The organism is Oceaniovalibus sp. ACAM 378 (genome assembly GCF_008085915.1).
Taxonomy (GTDB): domain Bacteria; phylum Pseudomonadota; class Alphaproteobacteria; order Rhodobacterales; family Rhodobacteraceae; genus Oceaniglobus.
Map to the genome: position 1 here is coordinate 54,850 of NZ_VSJK01000010.1, position 18,473 is coordinate 73,322.

20 protein-coding genes are annotated in these 18,473 nt (G+C 61.8%); 14 read left to right on the forward strand and 6 right to left on the reverse strand.

What is annotated here, in order from left to right:
• Positions 1-141: 141 nt before the first annotated feature.
• Both FQ320_RS14525 and FQ320_RS14530 read left to right on the forward strand, forming a co-directional pair.
• A complete protein-coding gene (locus tag FQ320_RS14525; protein ID WP_148473482.1) occupies positions 142-471 on the forward strand; it encodes a DUF952 domain-containing protein in 330 nt (109 codons plus the stop codon).
• Positions 468-1,526 carry a quinone-dependent dihydroorotate dehydrogenase gene (locus FQ320_RS14530; protein WP_148473484.1) on the forward strand — a complete coding sequence of 353 codons (1,059 nt, stop codon included), beginning with the start codon at positions 468-470 and terminating at the stop codon, positions 1,524-1,526. Before FQ320_RS14525 ends, FQ320_RS14530 begins: the two co-directional genes overlap by 4 nt.
• Here FQ320_RS14530 and FQ320_RS14535 read toward each other — a convergent pair.
• The 3 genes from FQ320_RS14535 to FQ320_RS14545 are packed head-to-tail and all read right to left on the reverse strand — an operon-like array spanning position 1,409 to position 3,841.
• Entirely contained in the window at positions 1,409-2,836 is a 1,428-nt protein-coding gene (locus FQ320_RS14535) for an MATE family efflux transporter (RefSeq protein WP_148473486.1), read from the reverse strand. The two genes, FQ320_RS14530 and FQ320_RS14535, sit on opposite strands and share 118 nt — an antisense overlap.
• Positions 2,829-3,374: a PaaI family thioesterase gene (locus FQ320_RS14540; RefSeq protein ID WP_148473488.1), complete on the reverse strand. Its 546-nt coding sequence runs from the start codon at positions 3,372-3,374 to the stop codon at positions 2,829-2,831. Before FQ320_RS14540 ends, FQ320_RS14535 begins: the two co-directional genes overlap by 8 nt.
• Positions 3,371-3,841, reverse strand: a complete 471-nt coding sequence (locus tag FQ320_RS14545; RefSeq protein WP_148473490.1) for a PaaI family thioesterase — start codon at positions 3,839-3,841, stop codon at positions 3,371-3,373. Before FQ320_RS14545 ends, FQ320_RS14540 begins: the two co-directional genes overlap by 4 nt.
• A gap of 127 nt (positions 3,842-3,968) precedes the next feature.
• On the opposite strand from FQ320_RS14545, the gene FQ320_RS14550 reads away from it, so the two are divergent.
• From FQ320_RS14550 to FQ320_RS14590, 10 genes are all read left to right on the forward strand, one after another.
• Complete coding sequence (locus FQ320_RS14550; protein ID WP_148473492.1) at positions 3,969-4,355, forward strand: MerR family DNA-binding protein; 387 nt, start codon at positions 3,969-3,971, stop codon at positions 4,353-4,355.
• 261 nt (positions 4,356-4,616) lie between these two features.
• On the forward strand, positions 4,617-5,015 hold the full coding sequence (locus FQ320_RS14555) for a MerR family DNA-binding transcriptional regulator (RefSeq protein WP_148473494.1): 399 nt from the start codon (positions 4,617-4,619) through the stop codon (positions 5,013-5,015).
• A gap of 12 nt (positions 5,016-5,027) precedes the next feature.
• Positions 5,028-6,803 (forward strand): acyl-CoA dehydrogenase C-terminal domain-containing protein, encoded by a 1,776-nt coding sequence (locus FQ320_RS14560; RefSeq protein WP_148473496.1) that lies wholly within the window; start codon positions 5,028-5,030, stop codon positions 6,801-6,803.
• Positions 6,804-6,829: 26 nt separating this feature from the next.
• The gene (locus tag FQ320_RS14565) at positions 6,830-7,042 is read left to right on the forward strand and encodes a hypothetical protein (protein WP_148473498.1); all 213 of its coding nucleotides are present in this window, start codon (positions 6,830-6,832) and stop codon (positions 7,040-7,042) included.
• A gap of 286 nt (positions 7,043-7,328) precedes the next feature.
• Positions 7,329-7,967, forward strand: a complete 639-nt coding sequence (locus FQ320_RS14570; RefSeq protein WP_148473500.1) for a glutathione S-transferase family protein — start codon at positions 7,329-7,331, stop codon at positions 7,965-7,967.
• Between the two features lie 136 nt (positions 7,968-8,103).
• Entirely contained in the window at positions 8,104-9,315 is a 1,212-nt protein-coding gene (locus FQ320_RS14575; protein ID WP_148473502.1) for an acetyl-CoA C-acetyltransferase, read from the forward strand.
• A 30-nt stretch (positions 9,316-9,345) separates the two neighbouring features.
• Positions 9,346-9,819 (forward strand): cupin domain-containing protein, encoded by a 474-nt coding sequence (locus FQ320_RS14580; RefSeq protein ID WP_148473504.1) that lies wholly within the window; start codon positions 9,346-9,348, stop codon positions 9,817-9,819.
• The gene (locus FQ320_RS25690) at positions 9,819-9,980 is read left to right on the forward strand and encodes a hypothetical protein (protein WP_187393909.1); all 162 of its coding nucleotides are present in this window, start codon (positions 9,819-9,821) and stop codon (positions 9,978-9,980) included. The genes FQ320_RS14580 and FQ320_RS25690 overlap by 1 nt, the downstream gene beginning before the upstream one ends.
• On the forward strand, positions 9,977-11,050 hold the full coding sequence (locus FQ320_RS14585) for a hypothetical protein (RefSeq protein ID WP_148473506.1): 1,074 nt from the start codon (positions 9,977-9,979) through the stop codon (positions 11,048-11,050). Before FQ320_RS25690 ends, FQ320_RS14585 begins: the two co-directional genes overlap by 4 nt.
• Complete coding sequence (locus tag FQ320_RS14590; RefSeq protein WP_148473508.1) at positions 11,047-13,236, forward strand: 3-hydroxyacyl-CoA dehydrogenase NAD-binding domain-containing protein; 2,190 nt, start codon at positions 11,047-11,049, stop codon at positions 13,234-13,236. The genes FQ320_RS14585 and FQ320_RS14590 overlap by 4 nt, the downstream gene beginning before the upstream one ends.
• On the opposite strand, the gene FQ320_RS14595 is transcribed toward FQ320_RS14590, so the two are convergent.
• The 3 genes from FQ320_RS14595 to FQ320_RS14605 all read right to left on the reverse strand — a co-directional run bounded on the left by FQ320_RS14595 (position 13,203) and on the right by FQ320_RS14605 (position 15,592).
• Complete coding sequence (locus FQ320_RS14595) at positions 13,203-13,910, reverse strand: Hint domain-containing protein (protein ID WP_187393910.1); 708 nt, start codon at positions 13,908-13,910, stop codon at positions 13,203-13,205. The two genes, FQ320_RS14590 and FQ320_RS14595, sit on opposite strands and share 34 nt — an antisense overlap.
• 129 nt (positions 13,911-14,039) lie before the next feature.
• Positions 14,040-14,687: a sulfotransferase family 2 domain-containing protein gene (locus FQ320_RS14600; RefSeq protein ID WP_148473512.1), complete on the reverse strand. Its 648-nt coding sequence runs from the start codon at positions 14,685-14,687 to the stop codon at positions 14,040-14,042.
• Complete coding sequence (locus FQ320_RS14605; RefSeq protein ID WP_148473514.1) at positions 14,684-15,592, reverse strand: DMT family transporter; 909 nt, start codon at positions 15,590-15,592, stop codon at positions 14,684-14,686. The genes FQ320_RS14600 and FQ320_RS14605 overlap by 4 nt, the downstream gene beginning before the upstream one ends.
• A 79-nt stretch (positions 15,593-15,671) precedes the next feature.
• On the opposite strand from FQ320_RS14605, the gene FQ320_RS14610 reads away from it, so the two are divergent.
• Positions 15,672-17,297, forward strand: coding sequence for an AMP-binding protein (locus FQ320_RS14610; RefSeq protein ID WP_148473516.1), 1,626 nt, complete (start codon positions 15,672-15,674; stop codon positions 17,295-17,297).
• A gap of 136 nt (positions 17,298-17,433) precedes the next feature.
• Positions 17,434-18,450, forward strand: a complete 1,017-nt coding sequence (locus FQ320_RS14615; protein WP_148473518.1) for a hypothetical protein — start codon at positions 17,434-17,436, stop codon at positions 18,448-18,450.
• The last annotated feature ends 23 nt before the right edge of the window (positions 18,451-18,473 follow it).

Here is an 18,473-nt window from a genome sequence, read left to right on the forward strand (position 1 = left end):
AGTTGGTTACAACGTTCTGAAATTCAGATTGGCCCGGCGCAGGCCACCTGTCAAAGAAGAATGGACGCCACAAAGACCGTCAGGCCGGATGATCGTTCCTGACCGCTTGACCATGGACCGCGAACAAGGCACATGCACCCCATGCAAATTTACAAGATTTTGAGGGCCGACGAATGGGCGGCCCTGTCCGAGATCGGAACAACTGCCGGTGCGCCGGTTGATGTCGCCGATGGTTTTGTCCACTTTTCCACCGCCGAACAGGTGCCCGGAACACTGGACGCCCACTTTACCGGAGAAACCGGGCTGCGGTTGCTGGCGCTGGAGGCCGACGCGATGGGCGATAGCCTGAAGTGGGAACCGGCCCGCGACGGCGCGCTGTTTCCGCACCTGTATAGCGGGTTGTCGCTGGCCGATGTCAAATGGCAGCGCCCGATCGGTGACGATCACACTCTGCCCGAAGGCGTGGTGTGAGCTTTGCCGAAGGCGCGGCACTTGCGGCGCTGCGGCAGATCGATCCGGAAACGGCCCACGGAATTGCGCTGAAGGCCGTTCAATACGGGCTTGGGCCAAGACCCGGGCCGATCACCTCTTCCCGTCTGGCGGTGACGTTGGCCGGGATGCACCTTGCCAATCCGGTTGGTCTGGCCGCCGGGTTTGACAAGAACGCCCAGGCGATTGCCCCCTTGTCGCGCGCCGGTTTCGGCTTTGTCGAGATGGGCGCAGCCACCCCGCGCCCGCAAGCCGGCAATCCCCGCCCCCGGTTGTTCCGCCTGACCGAAGACAAGGCGGCGATCAACCGGTTCGGGTTCAACAATGACGGTGCCGACGCTATTGCCGCGCGCCTTGCAAAACGCTCTCCCGGTATTCCCGTGGGGCTGAACCTTGGCGCGAACAAGGACAGCGCCGATCGCGCCGCCGATTTCGCTGCCGTGCTGACGCGTTGTGGCGCCCATGTGGATTTCGCCACGGTCAATGTCTCATCGCCGAACACCGAACGCCTGCGCGATCTTCAAGGCCCCGAGGCTTTGGCGGCGCTGCTGGAGGGTGTAATGCGCGCCCGTGCCGCGCTGGACCGGCCCATCCCTGTGTTCCTGAAGATCGCCCCGGACCTGAGCGATACCGACCTGAGCGATCTGGCCAAGGTTGCACAGGCCGCCCGGGTCGACGCGATCATCGCCACCAACACCACATTGTCCCGCGAAGGTCTGACCTCTGCGCACAGGGGTCAGGCAGGCGGGCTTTCGGGTGCGCCGTTGTTCGACCGCTCAACAAGGGTTCTGGCCCGGCTGTCGGCGCTCACCGACGGCGCGGTTCCCCTGATCGGCGTCGGCGGTGTCGGCTCGGCGGATCAGGCCTATGCCAAGATCCGCGCCGGAGCCACAGCGGTGCAGCTTTACACCGCGCTGGTCTATGGCGGGTTGTCGCTGGTCAGTGACATCGTCCGGGGGCTGGACCTGTTGTTAAAGCGCGACGGATTTTCCTCGGTCGCCGATGCCGTGGGCACCGGGCGCAACGACTGGCTGTAAGCCTCGGCTCCCCGCAGGACTGACGGATATCGCAGGGCCATCGTCACCCCCCGCGCAACAAAGGCGATCATCAGCGCGGCCCACAACCCATGGTTCTGAAACGCCGGGGCCAGAACAAGAACCGCCACGGCATAGATCGCCGCCGAAACCGCCATCATGTTGCGCATGTCGCGGCTGGCCGTGGCGCCAACGAATATCCCATCAAACACAAACGCCGCGACCGCCGCCAGCGGCGTCAGGGCGATCCATAAAAGATACTGCCGCGCCTCGGCTCGTACATCCACGGCGGTCGTCATGATGTCGATGATCGCGTCGCCCATCAGCGCGAAGGCCACTGCCTGCACCGCGGCAACCGCAAACCCCCAGAAGAAGGCGAATCGCGCCGCCCGTTTCAACAGATCGACCCGCCCCCGGCCGAACGCCTGTCCGACCAGTGTTTCGGCGGCAAAGGCGAACCCGTCGAGCCCATAGGCGATCAGCGCCAGAAACTGCAACAGGATCTGGTTGGCGGCCAGTGTCGCATCGCCGTATCCCGCGCCGGTAAAGATGAACGACAGCATGATCGCCTCAAGCAGAAGCAGCCGGATCAGGATATCACTGCTGATCCGGGCCATGCGGCGCAGCCGTTCGCGGGCGAACAAAAGCGCCGGATCGCGCCAGCCGGGCCGCGCAAATGCCCCGCGACAGACCCACAGGCCAAGCGCAAGACCGCTCCAATCTGCGAGGAAGGTCGCGAATGCCACGCCCTGCACACCCCATCCGAGGCCCAGCACAAACCACAGATCCAGCACGACGTTCAGCCCGTTCATCCAGACCTGAATCAGCAGGACCGACCGTGTGCGTTCAGCCGCGATCAACCAGCCGGTGATGCCAAACATCGCAATCGCCGCCGGGGCCGACCAAATCCGCACCGCCATATAATCCCGTGCCAGAGATTCAACCTGATCACTGGCCGGAGAAAGCGCAAAGGCCCCGGCAAACACCAACACCTGCCCGGCGATCAGCACCGCGCCCCCTGCCGCTCCGACCAGCAGCGCACGCATCAACAGCGCCGAAACCTCGGGGCTGTCGCCCGCGCCGATGGCCTGAGCGGTCAGCCCGGTGATGCCCATGCGCAGAAATCCGAACATCCAGAACGCAGCCGACAGGATGAATGCGCCGATCCCAACAGCACCGATCGGCGCGGCCTGCCCCAACTGACCGATGACGCCGGTATCCACCAGCCCCAGCAGCGGCACGGTGATGTTGGACAGAACGATCGGCAACGCGATTTTCAGCACCCGGGAATGGGTGATCGGGGTGTCAGTCATCTCCGGCGTCGGCCTGCCCTGCGCGGTGGGGCATGATGAAATGCCCGGTCCCCTGCGCGAACAACCGCGCACGGTTGTCTTGCCATGCCTCGACATGCACGCTGGCATATCGGCGGCCCGACCGGTTGATCCGTGCCCGGGCATAGGCATCGCGAGGCAGCCCAGACCGCAGGTAATCGACGGTGAAATCAACCGTTTTCGGCAGCCGTGGCAACGTGTCGGGGCCAAGGGTTGTCGGATCGATTCGCCCTGCCTCGAACTCGGGCCAGAGCAGCGCCCAAGCCAGTTCGATGATCGCCGTGGTTTCCAGAAAGGCCGCCGTCGCCCCGCCATGCAACGCGGGCAACAGCGGATTGCCGATCAGCATATCAGAAAATGGCAGGGTCGCAGTCAGTTCGTCACCGTGACGTTCGAACCGAATCCCCAGAAAACCGATATAGGGCACATTGCCGGTCAGCGCGGCAAGCGCGCCATCGCGGCGCTGCTTGATCACCTGCACAGGCTCCGGACGGGCTCGTGCAGGTGGCGGGCGGTTCATGCCTGCACCCCGCTCGGGGTCTTGTGTTCAAAGGTGAATGCGCCGGTGGCGGCGGCAACCGGGCGGGTGGCGTCGTCATCCACCGCCTCAGCCCGCACAAAGGCGACGTTGCGGGTGACGTGATAGCACCAGGCGCGGGCGCGGATCATCTGACCGGGCGTGGCCGAACGCATATAGTCGATCCGCAGATCCATCGTCGCCGTCCCTCCGGCGTTATCCGGATGGGACATCACCGCCGCGCCGCAGCAGGTGTCCATCAGCGCGGATACCGCCCCGCCGTGGATCACGCCGGTTCTCGGGTCGCCCACCAGACGCTCATCCCATGGCATGGTGATCTCGGCCTCGCCATTGTCGATGCGAACCAGCTCCATTCCCAACGCCATGGCATGGGGCAAAGCCGAAATGTACTGTTTCGCAAAATCGGGAGATCGTGCAGGCGATTGTTCGGTCGGATCGGCGTCGGCCATGGAGTTTCCTTTCAGGATGCTCTGTTATTGGCCGCGTCGCCGTCATCGGCAAGCCCTCCGGTGATTGAACGCCGCTGGTCCCTGCACTATCCTCTGAGAAATACTTGAAAGGATGTAAGGAACCGCCATGCCAGACGAACGCCTGTCCTTCAAAGAGATGTGTGCCCGTTTTGAAGTGACCCCGCGCACACTTCGCTACTATGAATATATCGAACTGCTGAAGCCGGAGAAGGAAGGCCGTTCGCGGTTTTATCTGGCGCGCGATGTGGCGCGGATGAAACTGATCCTGCGCGGGCGGCGCTGGGGATTTGGCCTTGAGGAAATCCGCCAATGGCTGCTGATCTATGATCAGCAGGGCAATGCCGCGCAGATGGAGGAATGGGTTCGTCTGGCCGACCGGCAACTGAACACGCTGAAGGAAGAACAACAGCAACTGCTCCGCACCATCGAAGAGCTGCAAGAGGTCCGCGATCAAGTTGCAACCTCGCTTGCCGACGGGGGCGAAGGCGGATAATCCCACGTCAGGCAGGGTGCGCCCGAACTTTCATACCTCTGGTCCAGCGCAAACCAAAGCGCTTTGCATTGGATAAAATTGCGCATTCCGTCGGGTCATTCGGTATGATGTTTCGCGCCAAACGAAGTGACGCCACGTTTCGTTGACGTGAACGTCAACTGTTCTTGTAAGGTTTGCACATCAATCGCATTTCGGCGTCATCCCAGTCATCGGCCACAACTGTGGCCCCAGACATCGGCCTCGACTCCGAAAGGCACCGCCATGAACGAGAATGTTATGACTATCCGCGAGATGTGCGATCTCTTTGAAGTCACCCCGCGCACCCTGCGATTCTATGAGGCCAAGGAACTTTTGTTCCCGATCCGCGAAGGCCAGAAACGCCTGTTCACCCGGTCCGACCGGGCCCGGCTGAAACTGATCCTGCGCGGCAAGCGGTTCGGATTCTCGCTTGAGGAAATCCGCCAGCTCCTCGACCTCTACGACGCCGATCCCGATCATGTGACCCAACTGACCCGCGCCCACGACATCGCGCAAGAGCGCCTTGCGGATATGGAGCGGCAACACACTGAACTGACCGAAGCGATCACCGATCTGAAACACCAACTCGACCGGGGCGCGGCGCGGCTTGCCGACCTGCGCATCCGCGACGCGGCAGCCTGAGAAAGATAAGCCATGCCCACCTATTCCGCCCCGACCAAGGACATGCAGTTCATCCTGCATGACGTTCTGAACATCACCGAGAGCGATATCCCGGGTTATGACGAACTTGACCGCGAATTTACGGCGGCGATCCTGGATGAGGCGGGCAAGCTGGCGGAAAACGTTCTGGCTCCGCTGAACGTGGTGGGCGACGAACAGGGCTGCACTTTGGAAAACGGCGCGGTGCGAACGCCCGACGGGTTCAAGGACGCCTATGACCAGATGCGCGCCGGCGGCTGGATCGGGCTCGATTGCGACCCCGAATATGGCGGTCAGGGCATGCCCTATCTGATGAACTCGGCGGTGGGCGAGATTTTTGTGAGCGCAAACATGGCGTTCAACATGTATCAGGGCCTTAGCCATGGCGCCTATAACGCGATCCACACCCATGGGACCGACGCGCAAAAGGCGACTTATTTGCCGAAGATGGTCGAAGGATCGTGGTCAGGCACGATGAATCTGACGGAACCGCACTGCGGCACCGATCTTGGTCTGATCCGCACCAAGGCCGACCCGCAGGACGACGGCAGCTATAGGATCTCAGGCCAGAAGATCTGGATCTCCGCCGGTGAACACGATCTGACCGACAACATCATCCATCTGGTTCTGGCTAAAATTCCGGGTGGCCCCGACGGCGTAAAGGGTATTTCGCTGTTCATCGTGCCCAAATTCCTGGTGAACGAAGACGGCAGCCTTGGCGATCGAAACGCCCTGTCCTGTGGCGGGCTAGAGAAAAAGATGGGCATTCACGGCAATGCCACCTGCGTGATGAACTATGACGGCGCGGCCGGTTATCTGATCGGTGAGATGCACAAGGGCATGCGCGCCATGTTCACCATGATGAACGAGGCGCGATTGGGCGTCGGGCTTCAGGGCTATGCCCAGGGTGTCGTCGCCTATCAGAACGCGGTCGGGTTTGCGCAGGACCGGTTGCAGGGTCGCGCGGTCACAGGGGCCGCGGCGCCGGAAAAACCCGCCGACCCGATCATCGTACACCCCGATGTGCGGCGCAACTTGTTGCACCAAAAGAGCTTTATTGAAGGTGCGCGCGCCTTTACCTTCTGGGGCGCGTCCCTGATCGATCGTGCGCGCAGGAACGACGACGCCGAAGCCGAAGCGCTGGTGTCCCTACTAACTCCCGTGTTGAAAGGGTTCCTCACCGACAAGGGGTTCGAAACGACGGTTCTGGCGCAACAGACGCTGGGCGGATCAGGTTTCACCCGCGAATCGGGCATGGAGCAATTCGTTCGCGATGCCCGGATCACGATGATCTATGAAGGCACCAACGGAATCCAATCGCTGGATCTGGTGGGACGAAAGCTGGGCCTGAACGGCGGCAAAACAGTGATGGCGTTCTTCGAAATGGTAAAAACGTTCATCAAAGAGAATGAGGAAGACGAGAATCTGAAAACCGGCTTCCTCGATCCACTCAAGGCGGCAAGCAAGGATTTGCAGGCGGCGGCGATGTACTTCATGCAAAACATGAAGAACCCGAACGCCGCCCTGTCCGGCTCTTACGACTTCATGCACCTTTTCGGTCACGTCTGCCTTGGGTTGATGTGGGCCAAGATGGCCAAGGCCTCACTCACAGTGCTGGAGGGCGGTGCGACCGATCTCGAATTCCATCGAAGCAAGATCGCGACAGGACGGTACTATATGGCCCGCCAATTGCCCGCGACGGGAATGCATCTGGCACGGATCACGTCGGGAGCGGAAACTGTCATGGAACTGGAAGCTGCAAACTTCTAACCTCGGGCAAAACAGGAGCCCCGCCAATGCCAAAACGTTTTCGCCTGACCCGCCGCCTGCCGGTTGCCATGACCGAAGACGCCTATCGCAGGTTGAAACGCTTCTCGACCGAGGCAGGACTGGACGAGGGCGAGGCGCTGTCGTTCCTGTTCGAGCATTTCGACAGCGTCACGCATAAAGAAAACCTGACGGCCCGTTTGCGGCTGTTCAATGCGGAACTGGAAGCGCGAAAGAGGTAACCGCGCGCGACCGGAAAGCACAGGAGCCTCCGGCGGGAGTATTTGGACAAAGAAGAAGACCAAAGGTGCGCTTCATCGCCATGTCGGTCTTACCCAGTGCCCTTGTCAGGCGGCGATGAAGCGGCTTCTCCTTTGGCGGCCATCGACTCTCCAGCCTGTACCGCGTTCCGACCATGACGCGTTAACCTTAACGCTCCGTTACCGGCTGGTTTCTTCTTTGTGAAAATACTCGACGGGGGTGCGGGGGTGTCAAACCCCCGCCTCGACGTCAGAAACAGGAGGCAGGATGACGATCAGACTTTATTGCTTTGGCGAAAGCGGCAATGCTTACAAGGCTGCTCTGACGCTCGAACTCTCGGGGCTTTCGTGGGAACCGGTGAAGGTCGATTTTTTTGCCGGTGAAACGCGAACACCGACGTTTCGCACCGAGGTCAATGCGATGGGCGAGGCTCCGGTGATGATCGACGGGAGTTATCGGCTGACCCAGTCGGGCGCAATCATGGACTATGTGGTCGAAAAATCAGGCAGACTGGGCGCCGACACTGCTGCGGGCCGGCGCGAGATTTTGCGCTGGATGTTCTGGGACAATCACAAGCTGTCCAGCCAGGCGGGTATGACCCGGTTTCTGGTGAACTTCCTGCCGGCGGACAAACGTCCCGCCGAGGTGATTGCGTTTATGCAGGGGCGCCTTCAGGCCGCATATAAGGTGCTGGATGCCCATCTGGCCGGACGCGGCTGGATCGTCGGCGATGGACCCACCATCGCGGACCTCAGTTGTTGCGGATATCTTTTTTATCCCGAGGCCTTTGGGTTTGACCGCGCCGAATGGCCGGAGATTGACCGCTGGCTTGGCAATATTGCCGCCCTTCCAGGCTGGAAGCCGCCCTATGAACTGATGCCGGGTTCGCCGGCAGATCGGGCCTGAGGGCCGTGTTCCGCTGGCACCCGAAAACACCTCACCGTCGCGATCTGACCGGGCGAACCGGCTAACCGGGATGCAACAATCGAAATCCAACATATATCAGGGCAATGATCGCCACTTCAAAAATCCGGAGAGCAAGATGACCGACGCATATATCTTTGACGCCCTGCGCAGTCCTCGGGGCAAGGGGCGGGCCGATGGCAGTCTGCACGAGGTGACCTCTGTTCGCCTCTCCGCCCTGATGCTGAACGCCATCAAGGAACGCAACGGGCTGGAAGGGCACGCGGTTGAGGATGTGATCTGGGGCAATGTCACGCAGGTGGGCGAACAGGGCGGCTGTCTGGCGCGCACTGCAGTTCTTGACAGCGATCTGGACGAACGCATCCCCGGCCTTGCCATCAATCGCTTTTGCGCATCGGGCATGGAGGCGGTGAATCTGGCCGCCAATCAGGTGCGTGGCGGCGCGGGGGGTGGATATATCGCCGGTGGGGTCGAAATGATGAGCCGTGTTCCCATGGGCAGCGACGGCGCCGCAATTGCCGTCGACCCGTCGGTCGCCATGGCGACCTATTTCGTGCCACAGGGCATCAGCGCCGATATCATCGCCACCGAATACGGATTTTCCCGTGACGATGTCGATGCGCTGGCCGTCGAATCCCAGAAACGCGCTGCCGCAGCCTGGGAGGACAACCGTTTTGCCAAGTCCATCGTCGAGGTCAAGGATATCAACGGCCTGCCAATTCTAAGCCGGGATGAATTCATGCGCCCCGGCACCGACATGCAGAGCCTTGGCGCGCTCAAGGCCAGCTTCAAGGACATGGGCGAGGTGATGCCCGGCTTCGACAAGATCGCGCTGATGAAATATCCGCATCTTGAACGGATCAACCATATTCACCACGCGGGCAACAGCTCTGGCATCGTTGACGGGGCCGCCGCAGTCTTGATCGGCAGCAAGGAATGGGGCGAGGCGCATGGGTTGAAGCCCCGTGCCCGGATTCGCGCCACCGCCAAGATCGGCACCGACCCGACGATCATGCTGACCGGCCCGGTGCCCGTCACGGAAAAGATCCTGCGCGATCACGGCATGGCAATCTCGGACATCGACCTGTTCGAGGTGAACGAAGCCTTCGCCGCGGTCGTCCTGCGGTTCATGCAGGCCTTTGATGTGGACCCGGGTGTCGTCAACGTGAATGGCGGCTCGATCGCCATGGGCCACCCCCTTGGCGCAACCGGCGCGATGATCATCGGCACGCTGCTGGATGAACTTGAGCGTTCGGACAAGGAGGTGGGTCTGGCGACCCTGTGCATCGCCTCGGGTATGGGTGCGGCGACGATCATCGAACGGGTATGACATCTCACTGATCGCCAACAGGAGAGCGCCATGGCGAAGCTCGATCTGACTGCGATACCGCGCAGGACATCCACGATCTATCCCGCCCCCCATGACGCCGAGGTGACGGGGCGCAGTTCGCTGCGGCTGGGCGATGCCGGGGGGTTGACGCAATTCGGCGTGAACATCGTGATCCTAGAAGCGGGCGCGAAATCGTCGTTGCGCCATTGGCACATGAACGAGGATGAATTCGTGATGATGATGGCGGGCACCTGTACGCTGGTCATGGACGACGGCGAGACGGAAATGCGCCCGGGCGATTGCGCCGCCTTTCCAGCCGGGGTCGCCAACGGTCATCGCCTGATCAATCGCAGCTCTGGCGAGGCACGGTTTCTGGTCGTCGGATCGAAGGCGCCGCATGAAACCGCCTATTATTCCGATCATGATCTCAAAGTCGAAATCGGCGATGGACGCGCGGTTTTCACGCGCCGCAACGGCACCCCGCTGCCCGAAAGCGGTAACTGATGTCAGTGCAAAACCTGCTTTCCCTAATGCGCGATGTCGATCCACTTCTGCCCGATGCGGGCAGCGGCAGGGATGGCTGTTCGCACCGGATCTTCAAGAACGAAACGCCTTCGGTCCTGTCAGGCAGAGGTGTTCCGACCGAAAAGGCGACCCGCCCGTGACTGGTCGATTCAACAGAAAAATCCGGGATGATGGTCAGGACCGGGCGCACGCGATCTATCAGGATCTGCTTGACCGGATCAATGCGGCTTATAACGCCGGGAACTTTGATCTTTTCCAGACGCTGATCGGGTTGCCGCATCGCCTGACCACTCTGGAACGGACGGAGGAGTTGACCGGCATTGAAGACCTGCGCGCATTGTTCGATCAGTTTTGCAGCCCGTTGCAGAAATCGGGCGGGACCGGGTTCACCCGTATATCGGCTGCAGCCCGGTTTATCGATGACGATACCATCGAGGGCACCCATGTGACCCGGATAAAGAAGGGCAACGTGCATATGCGTGGGCCTTATCCGGTAAAGTCACTGCTGGCCCACCGCGATGGGCGCTGGCAGATGATCGCGTCGGATTACCCATTGGCCAGCACCGATGCGCTGGCCCGGATACTGGCCCAATCCGCCGACGAAACAATGTCCGCTTCTGTGCCGAACGCCGAAAATCCTTCTGACCGGGCAGCCCCATGCGCGGCGCCGAAGGGAGATCCCGAGGCCATTGCCCTTGCCGAACATCTGTTGGACATGACCGGTCGGGCACTAGATTCGGGCGATTTCTCCCGTCTCATCGATATCGTGCATCTGCCCCATAAGATGTCGACATTCGAGGCCACCACCGTGATCGAAACCGAGGAAGACCTGCACCAGACGTTTCAGAGCATCCGCAACCATCTCCGCGCCACCGGCATGACGGATCTTATCCGCCTCTGTCTGGCAGCCGAATTCAGCGGGCCCGACCGGATGGTCTGGGCGCATGAATCGCACATGCTGGCCCGGGGCGTCTGGCTCAAGACGCCCTATCCGGCCTATTCCGTGGCCGTGCGGGTCGGTGACACCTGGAAGATTGCCGAAAGCCGGTATGCGCTCGAAGACGACACGCCACAGGCCCGCGCGATGATTGCACCGACTGCGCTGAAACTGCGGGCCACTAAAATATCCACCGCGACACCCACTGACACAGCACCGGGCGACCCCCGCCCGGCGCCCCGACCGACACAGAAAAACGGAGAGGTTCAATGACCGATTTCACCTACGAACTGGGCGCCGATGGCGTGGCCGTGATCATCTGGGACGCGCCCGGAAAATCGATGAATGTGCTGACCCGCGAAGCCTTTGCGCTGGTCGAAGAGCTGATTGACCGTGCCCTTGCTGACGACGCCTGCAAGGGTGTCGTGATCACCAGCGGCAAAAAGGATTTCGCGGGCGGCATGGATCTGAACGTGCTGGCGTCGATCCGCGAAGAATCCGGCGAAAACCCGGCGCAGGGCCTGTTTGATTTCACGATGAACGGCCACCGGATCCTGCGCAAACTGGAACGCGCGGGGATGGACCCGAAGACCAACAAAGGCGGCAAACCCATCGCCTGCGCGATCAATGGCACCTGTGCCGGCATCGGCACCGAAATCGCGCTCGCCTGTCACCGCCGGTTCATGACCGACAATGAAAAGGCAAAAATCGGCCTGCCGGAAATTCTGTTGGGTATTTTTCCCGGCGGGGGCGGCACCACGCGGTATTCGCGGATGGTGGGGGCGATGGCGGCCAGCCCCGTGTTGCTGGAAGGCAGGATGCTGGACCCGAAAAAGGCCAAGGGCGCGTCTTTGGTCGATGAAGTTTCAGCCGATCCCCTGGCAGATGCCAAAGCCTGGGTTTTGTCGGCCAAGGATGCCGATATCGTCAAGCCCTGGGATGTGAAGGGCTGGAAGATGCCGGGTGGCGCGCCCTATCACCCCGCCGGTTTCATGACCTTTGTCGGTGCATCTGCCATGGTGAATGGCAAGACACAGGGCGTTTTCCCCGCCGCCAAAGCCTTGCTCAGCGCGGTCTATGAGGGCGCGATGGTGCCTTTTGACACCGCCCTGAGGATCGAGGCGCGGTGGTTCACCCATGTCCTGATGGACCCAAGCAGCTCGGCGATGATCCGCAGTCTGTTCATCAACAAGCAGGCGTTGGAAAAGGGCGCGAACCGCCCCGATGTCGCCGATCAGACGGTGAAAAAGGTCGGTGTGCTGGGGGCCGGTATGATGGGCGCCGGCATCGCTTTGGTCTCCGCGCTGGCGGGTATCGAGGTTGTCCTTCTGGATCAAAAGCAAGAGGCGGCGGACAAGGGCAAATCCTATGCCGCCGATTATATGGACAAGGGCATTGCGCGCAAAAAAGCGACGCCCGAGAAGAAAGAGAAGGTTCTCGCCCAGATCACCGCCACCACGGATTATGACGCGCTGAAAGGTTGCGATCTGATCGTCGAGGCGGTGTTCGAGGATATGGGCATCAAGGCCGAGGTGACCAAAGCGGTCGAAGCCGTGGTGGGCGACGATTGCATCTTTGCCACCAACACCTCGACCCTGCCGATCACCGATCTGGCAAAGGCCAGCCAGCGCCCCGAGCAATATATCGGAATCCACTTCTTCAGCCCGGTGGACAAGATGTTGCTGGTCGAGATCATCAAGGGCGCGAAAACCGGCGATGTGGCGGTGGCCAAGGCGCTGGATTTCGTCCGCCAGATCCGCAAGACGCCGATCGTGGTGAATGATGCGCGGTTCTTCTATGCCAACCGCTGTATCATCCCCTACATCAACGAAGGCATCCGCATGGTGAAGGAAGGCGTCACCCCCGCATTGATCGAAAATGCCGCCAAGATGCTGGGTTTCCCGCTGGGGCCGCTGCAACTGGTCGATGAAACCAGCATCGATCTGGGTGTGAAGATTGCCAAAGCCACCAAGGCAGCCATGGGTGATGCGTACCCGGACGAAGCAGTGGACGACGTTCTGTTCTGGATGGCCGATGAGGGCCGTCTGGGCCGCAAGGCGCAGGCCGGGTTCTATGCCTATGACGACAAGGGCAAACGGACCGGGTTGTGGGATGGGCTGTCGCGCTACCCCGAGGCGGACGCGCAGCCGGATCTGTCAGAGGTGCAACACCGCCTGATGTTCGCGCAAGTGCTTGAGGCAGTGCGTGCGCTTGAGGATGGTGTCCTGACCGACATTCGCGAAGGCGACGTTGGTGCCATCCTTGGCTGGGGCTTTGCGCCATGGTCGGGCGGGCCGTTCAGCTGGCTCGACATACTGGGCGCGGCGCGGGCGGTCGAAATCTGTGACCGGCTGACCGAGACCCATGGGCCAAGGTTCACCACTCCGAAAATGCTGCGCGACATGGCTGCCTCGGGCGAAACCTTTTACGGCAGCGAAAAGTCGGCGCGCGCAGCCTGATCAATCTCGCCGGGCATCGCGCTCCAGAATGCGGGCGCGGTGCCCCGGTCGGCTTCGATACAGGCAATCAGGGCTTCGGCGGATTGAAGCGGCAGCGGGCGATAGGGCACGTCGGTTTCCTCGCCGAAAATCCGCGTCAGGCATGCTGCCTGTTGCACGCCGGGGCAGAAAAACATCACGCCAAGATCGGCAAACACCACCTGTTCTTCATCGAAATACAGGGTGACGACCCCGATCGTGCCTGTGGGCGCCACGGCACGGGCCCCGCCCAGGCCATCCAGAGCGGCGGCAGGGATCAGTACAAAGGGGTCGCCAAGGATCTCCTCGGCGATGTCATCCTCGATCATCACCACCTGTTCGGGCAAAAGCATCGCTTCGGTCTTGTTGCCCAGCGCACCCGGCGGAATCTTCAAGGGCCACAGCGGACGGGGGCAGGCGGTTTGCGATGTCCAAAGCGTGGCGTGATCGACCCGCGCGACCCGCTGCAATCCGCCATCAAAGGTCAGCACACTGTCGCCCGCCACAATGCCTTCGACCGGCCGCCAGCCCATCGTCGTCGCGATCCGCGTGCCTGCCACAATCCCCGAGGCGATACCGCCACCGGGGACGGAAGACCTGTCGTGGTGTGAGTACGCCTGCGCACCTTCGCGATCGCGTGCCTTTAATCCAAACATCCCGGAACCTTCTGATTCACCGTGACACACGCCCCGGTAGAGTGAGGCCATCAATACCTTTCGTTGCGACGGCAATTCGGCGGGTTTGTGACAATTTCTGGATATCGACGGTTTTTGCCGCAGCCCGGATCAGAACCGGTATCCGAACCGCGCAATGTCACGGGCACAGATACGCGCGGTGATTTCGAGGGTCTCGTCGGTATGGACCGCGCGCCAGTCTGCCGGGCGGTTTGAGGCATTGACGCGCTGCAATGGCGACAGGGTGAACCCCAGATGCGCCTCGAATGCGGCCAGATCGGTGTCGAGATGTTCAAGCCGCAGGAACAATGTCGGGCGTTCAACCCCGTCCGACCCGGTCACATAGGCCCCAAAGGGCGCGGCGCTGAGGGTGCGGCATGTCTCGGGATGGCGCAGAAACCCCGGGAAATCCTGTGCAAACGCCAGATGCACCGCCGGGTGATCGAATGTCTGCTCCCGCAGCCAGTGATAGTAACTGACGACCCGGTCCCAAGGATTGCGCACCAGAGTCACCACCTGCATCGCGTCCAATTCACTCTGCGACAGCAGCCCTTCGATGTCTGCCAGGGTCGAGTGTTTCCACAACCTGCCCCGGGTGACGGCCCCCTTCAACCGCGCCCTACGCCGCTTGGCCTTGGGGGTGTCGCCGATCAGGATGTCGTCCTTCATCGCCCGCGATTCCAGCGCCAGCGACAAGGCGGTGCCGCCGGTTTTTGGCGCGTGAACGAAGATATATCGCCGTCCGGGGGATACGATCATGTCGCCGGTTCCTTGCGCAGGGTGATCACCACGCCCGCGCCGATGATACAGGCCATTCCGGCCAGCTCCAGAGCATCCACGGTTTCGCCCCGCAGCGCAAAGGCCCAGAGCGCGGCAAAGATCAGCAGCGAATATTCGCAGACCGCCATATGTGCCGGATCGCCGGTCAGATAGCCACGAATAACCATTCCCACTGCGATCAGTGATCCCAGCGCCTGTACAACGATCACCGCCCAGACCGCCCCGCTGGGACTCCCGCTCCAGCCCGAGGCAATCCAGCCTTCACCACCCGCAGGCAGCAGAATCAGACCCAGCACGCCCCACAACCCGAGTACGCCAAAGAACCCCGCCAGCAGCGTTTCCATTGTTTCCTGTCCACACAGCCGCCGCGTGACCACCGCGCCTGCACCATAAAGTGCACCGCTCAGCACCGGCGCGACCGACAGCCAGCCCGACCCGGTGCCCAGTCCTGGCCGCAGCACCAAAAGGATGCCGAAGAACCCCAGCCCCACCGCCCCCAAGCGCCACGCGCCGATCTGTTCACCCAGACCGAAACGCGATATCAGGATCACAAACACCGGCGCGGTGAACAGCCCCGCCGCCACCTGTCCGATGGGCAGAAACGCCAAACAGGCGAAATACACCAGCAATCCGCTGCCGGTCAGCAAACTGCGCAATGCAACAGCGCGAAAGGACCGGGGCACCACCCGCCTACCCAGAATGGTTGCGACGCATACCAGCACCGGCAGTCCGACGACGCTGCGCAGCGCCTGAAACTGCCACAGCCCGATATCTTCGGTGATCATCGGGATCAGGTTGTCGATCAACCCGAGGATCGCCATTCCCGTAACAACAAACAGCGCCGCCAGAACCGGTGACGCCAGTGTGATGACTCTGATTGACATGAAATCGCTTCCATCCCGGTTGCCGCCCGGCAATACTGACGGGGCACACCGAGTTAAATCGTTTCGCAAGGGAGAAACAATGGGCTGGATGCAAGATGAAGCCGGGCTGGAGCGTTGTGCCGCCAATCATGTGCCACTGACGCCCCTGTCTCACCTTGCCCGCGCCGCCCGCGTGTTTCCCGACCGCGAGGCGCTGGTTTACGGATCTCGCCGCTGGACCTATGCCGCCTATCACGCCGATGTGTCGCGCATGGCCGGAGGGTTGGCCGCCATGGGCATTGCACCCGGCGATGTGGTGGCAACGCTGATCCCGAACCTGCCCGGACAGGTGATCGCGCATTTTGGCGTGCCCGCCGCCGGTGCTGTGCTGAACACCATCAATATCCGGCTGGAGCCCGACACCGTCAGCTATATCCTTGGCCACGGCGGGGCAAAGATCCTGATTGCCGACAGTCAGTTCATCGCACTGGCCGAAACCGCCATTGCCACCCTGCCCGCTCCGCCGATCCTGATCGAGGTGCAGGACGATGCCGCCGGATATCCGGCCACGGGGCGGCACATGACCTTTGACGATCTGCTGGCGCGGGGGGCTGCCGACACCCCTTGGATCATGCCCGTGGATGAGTGGGAAAGCCTTGCGCTGAATTACACTTCGGGCACCACGGGGCGGCCCAAGGGGGTCGTGTATCATCACCGGGGTGCGTATCTGATGACCATGGGCACGATCGTGTCCTGGCGGATGACCCTGTACCCAAGGCTGCTGACCATCGTGCCACTGTTCCATTGCAACAGCTGGAACCACACATGGATGTTGCCGGTGCTTGGCGGCTGCGTCGTCTGCTGCCGCGATGTCACCGCTACTGCGATCTATGCCGCGCTGGCGGACGAAGGTGTGGGCTTCTTCGGCGGTGCGCCAATCGTGCTGAATCTGCTCGTCAACGCGGTTGAAACCGACCGCCGTACCTTTGCGCAACCGGTCGAGGTGTTCACCGCAGGTGCCCCACCCGCGGCGGCAACACTGGCTGCGATCGAAAAGCTGGGGTTCAACGTGACCCATGTGTACGGGCTGACCGAAACCTATGGCCATGTCACCGAATGTCTGTGGAATGACGGCGCATGGGACGACCTGAGCCTCGAAGACCGCGCCGCCCGCAAGGCGCGGCAAGGCGTCGAGATGCCGATGATGGAGCATATTACCGTCGTCGCCGAAGACATGTCCGAGGTGCCCGCCGATGCCACCACCCAAGGGGAAATCGTCATGCGCGGCAATTCGGTGATGAAAGGGTATTATCGCGACCCCGACGCCACCGCCGAGGCCTTCAAGGGCGGCTATTTCCACTCCGGCGATCTCGCCGTGCGCCATCCCGACGGGCATATGCAGATTGTCGACCGCGCCAAGGACATCATCATCTCGGGCGGCGAAAACGTCAGTTCGGTCGAAATTGAAGGCGCGCTGATGCATCACCCTGCCGTTTCTCTCTGTGCTGTGGTGGCGCAGCCAGACGACCGCTGGGGCGAAGTGCCCTGTGCCTTTATCGAACTGAAACGAGATGCGGTGGTTGATGCGGACGAGTTGATCGCCTTCGTCCGTACCCGTCTGGCGGGGTTCAAGGTGCCCAAGCGGGTGGTTTTCGGCGAATTACCCAAGACGTCCACCGGAAAGATCCAGAAATTCGAACTGCGTGCGCAGGCCAGAACGCTTTGATACCCGCTTGCGTGGAGCCGAACCGTAATTGGCCGCGCAGCCAGCGCCGCAAGCGATTGGCACCCGGGACACGATGCCCTAATGTCCGCCGCAATAATGACAGTGAGGCGGACGCCACGACCCGCCCGGCAGGTACATGACAGCGCTAAAGGACTTTGATCGGCTTGAATCGACAGGCATCTGGCACGCGGGGCCCGATGCCCAGCGTCGTGACGTCGTGGTGTCGGTGGGCGATGCGACGCTGGCAATCTTCGACATGAACGACCGGGCACTGACCCACTGGTCGCTGGCGGCGCTCGAACGGCTGAACCCCGGCATCCGCCCTGCCGTGTTTACCCCCGGTGCCGATGCAGACGAACGGCTGGAGCTGGACGACGATACGATGATCGACGCCATCGAAAAAGTGCGCCGCGTGGTGGAAAGAAACCGCCCCCGGCGCGGGCGTCTGCGCTATTATATCACCGCCGGATCGCTGGCAGTGGTCGCCGGACTGGCGATCTTCTGGCTGCCCGGCGCGATGATCCGCCACACGATCATGGTGGTGCCGCCCGCCGTGCGCGCCTATATCGGGGCGCAGTTGCTCGAGACAATCCAGCGGGTTGCGGGCCGTCCCTGCGCCGCACCGGATGGTACTGATACGCTCAACACCCTGGCGGCCCGGCTGCTGCCGGATCGCAAGGTGCGACTGATCGTGCTGTCGCGCGGCGTCGCATCGTCGGAACATCTGCCCGGCGGTTACATCCTGCTGAACCGCGCATTGATCGAGGATTTCGAAGGCCCCGCCCCCGTCGCCGGTTTCATTCTGGCCGAAGATGAACGCGCCCGCGTCCTTGACCCGCTGGAACGGCTGTTGCTGACCACCGGAACGTTTTCCGCGTTCCGCCTGCTGATCAGCGGCCGGATGGACGTCGAAACGCTTGAATCCTATGCCGAAGCGCTGCTGATCCAACCGCCCGCGCCATTGGAACCGGAAGACCTTCTTGAGCGGTTCCGGTTGGCCGAGGTGGGATCGACCGCCTATGCCTATGCCCGGGATATCACCGGCGAGGCGACCCTGCCGCTGATCGAAGGCGATCCAATGGCGGGCCGCGAAGGGCGGATCATTCTGACCGATGGCCAGTGGGTCACGCTTCAGGGGATCTGCGGCGAGTGATCCCAGCGGCGGGGATCACTCGG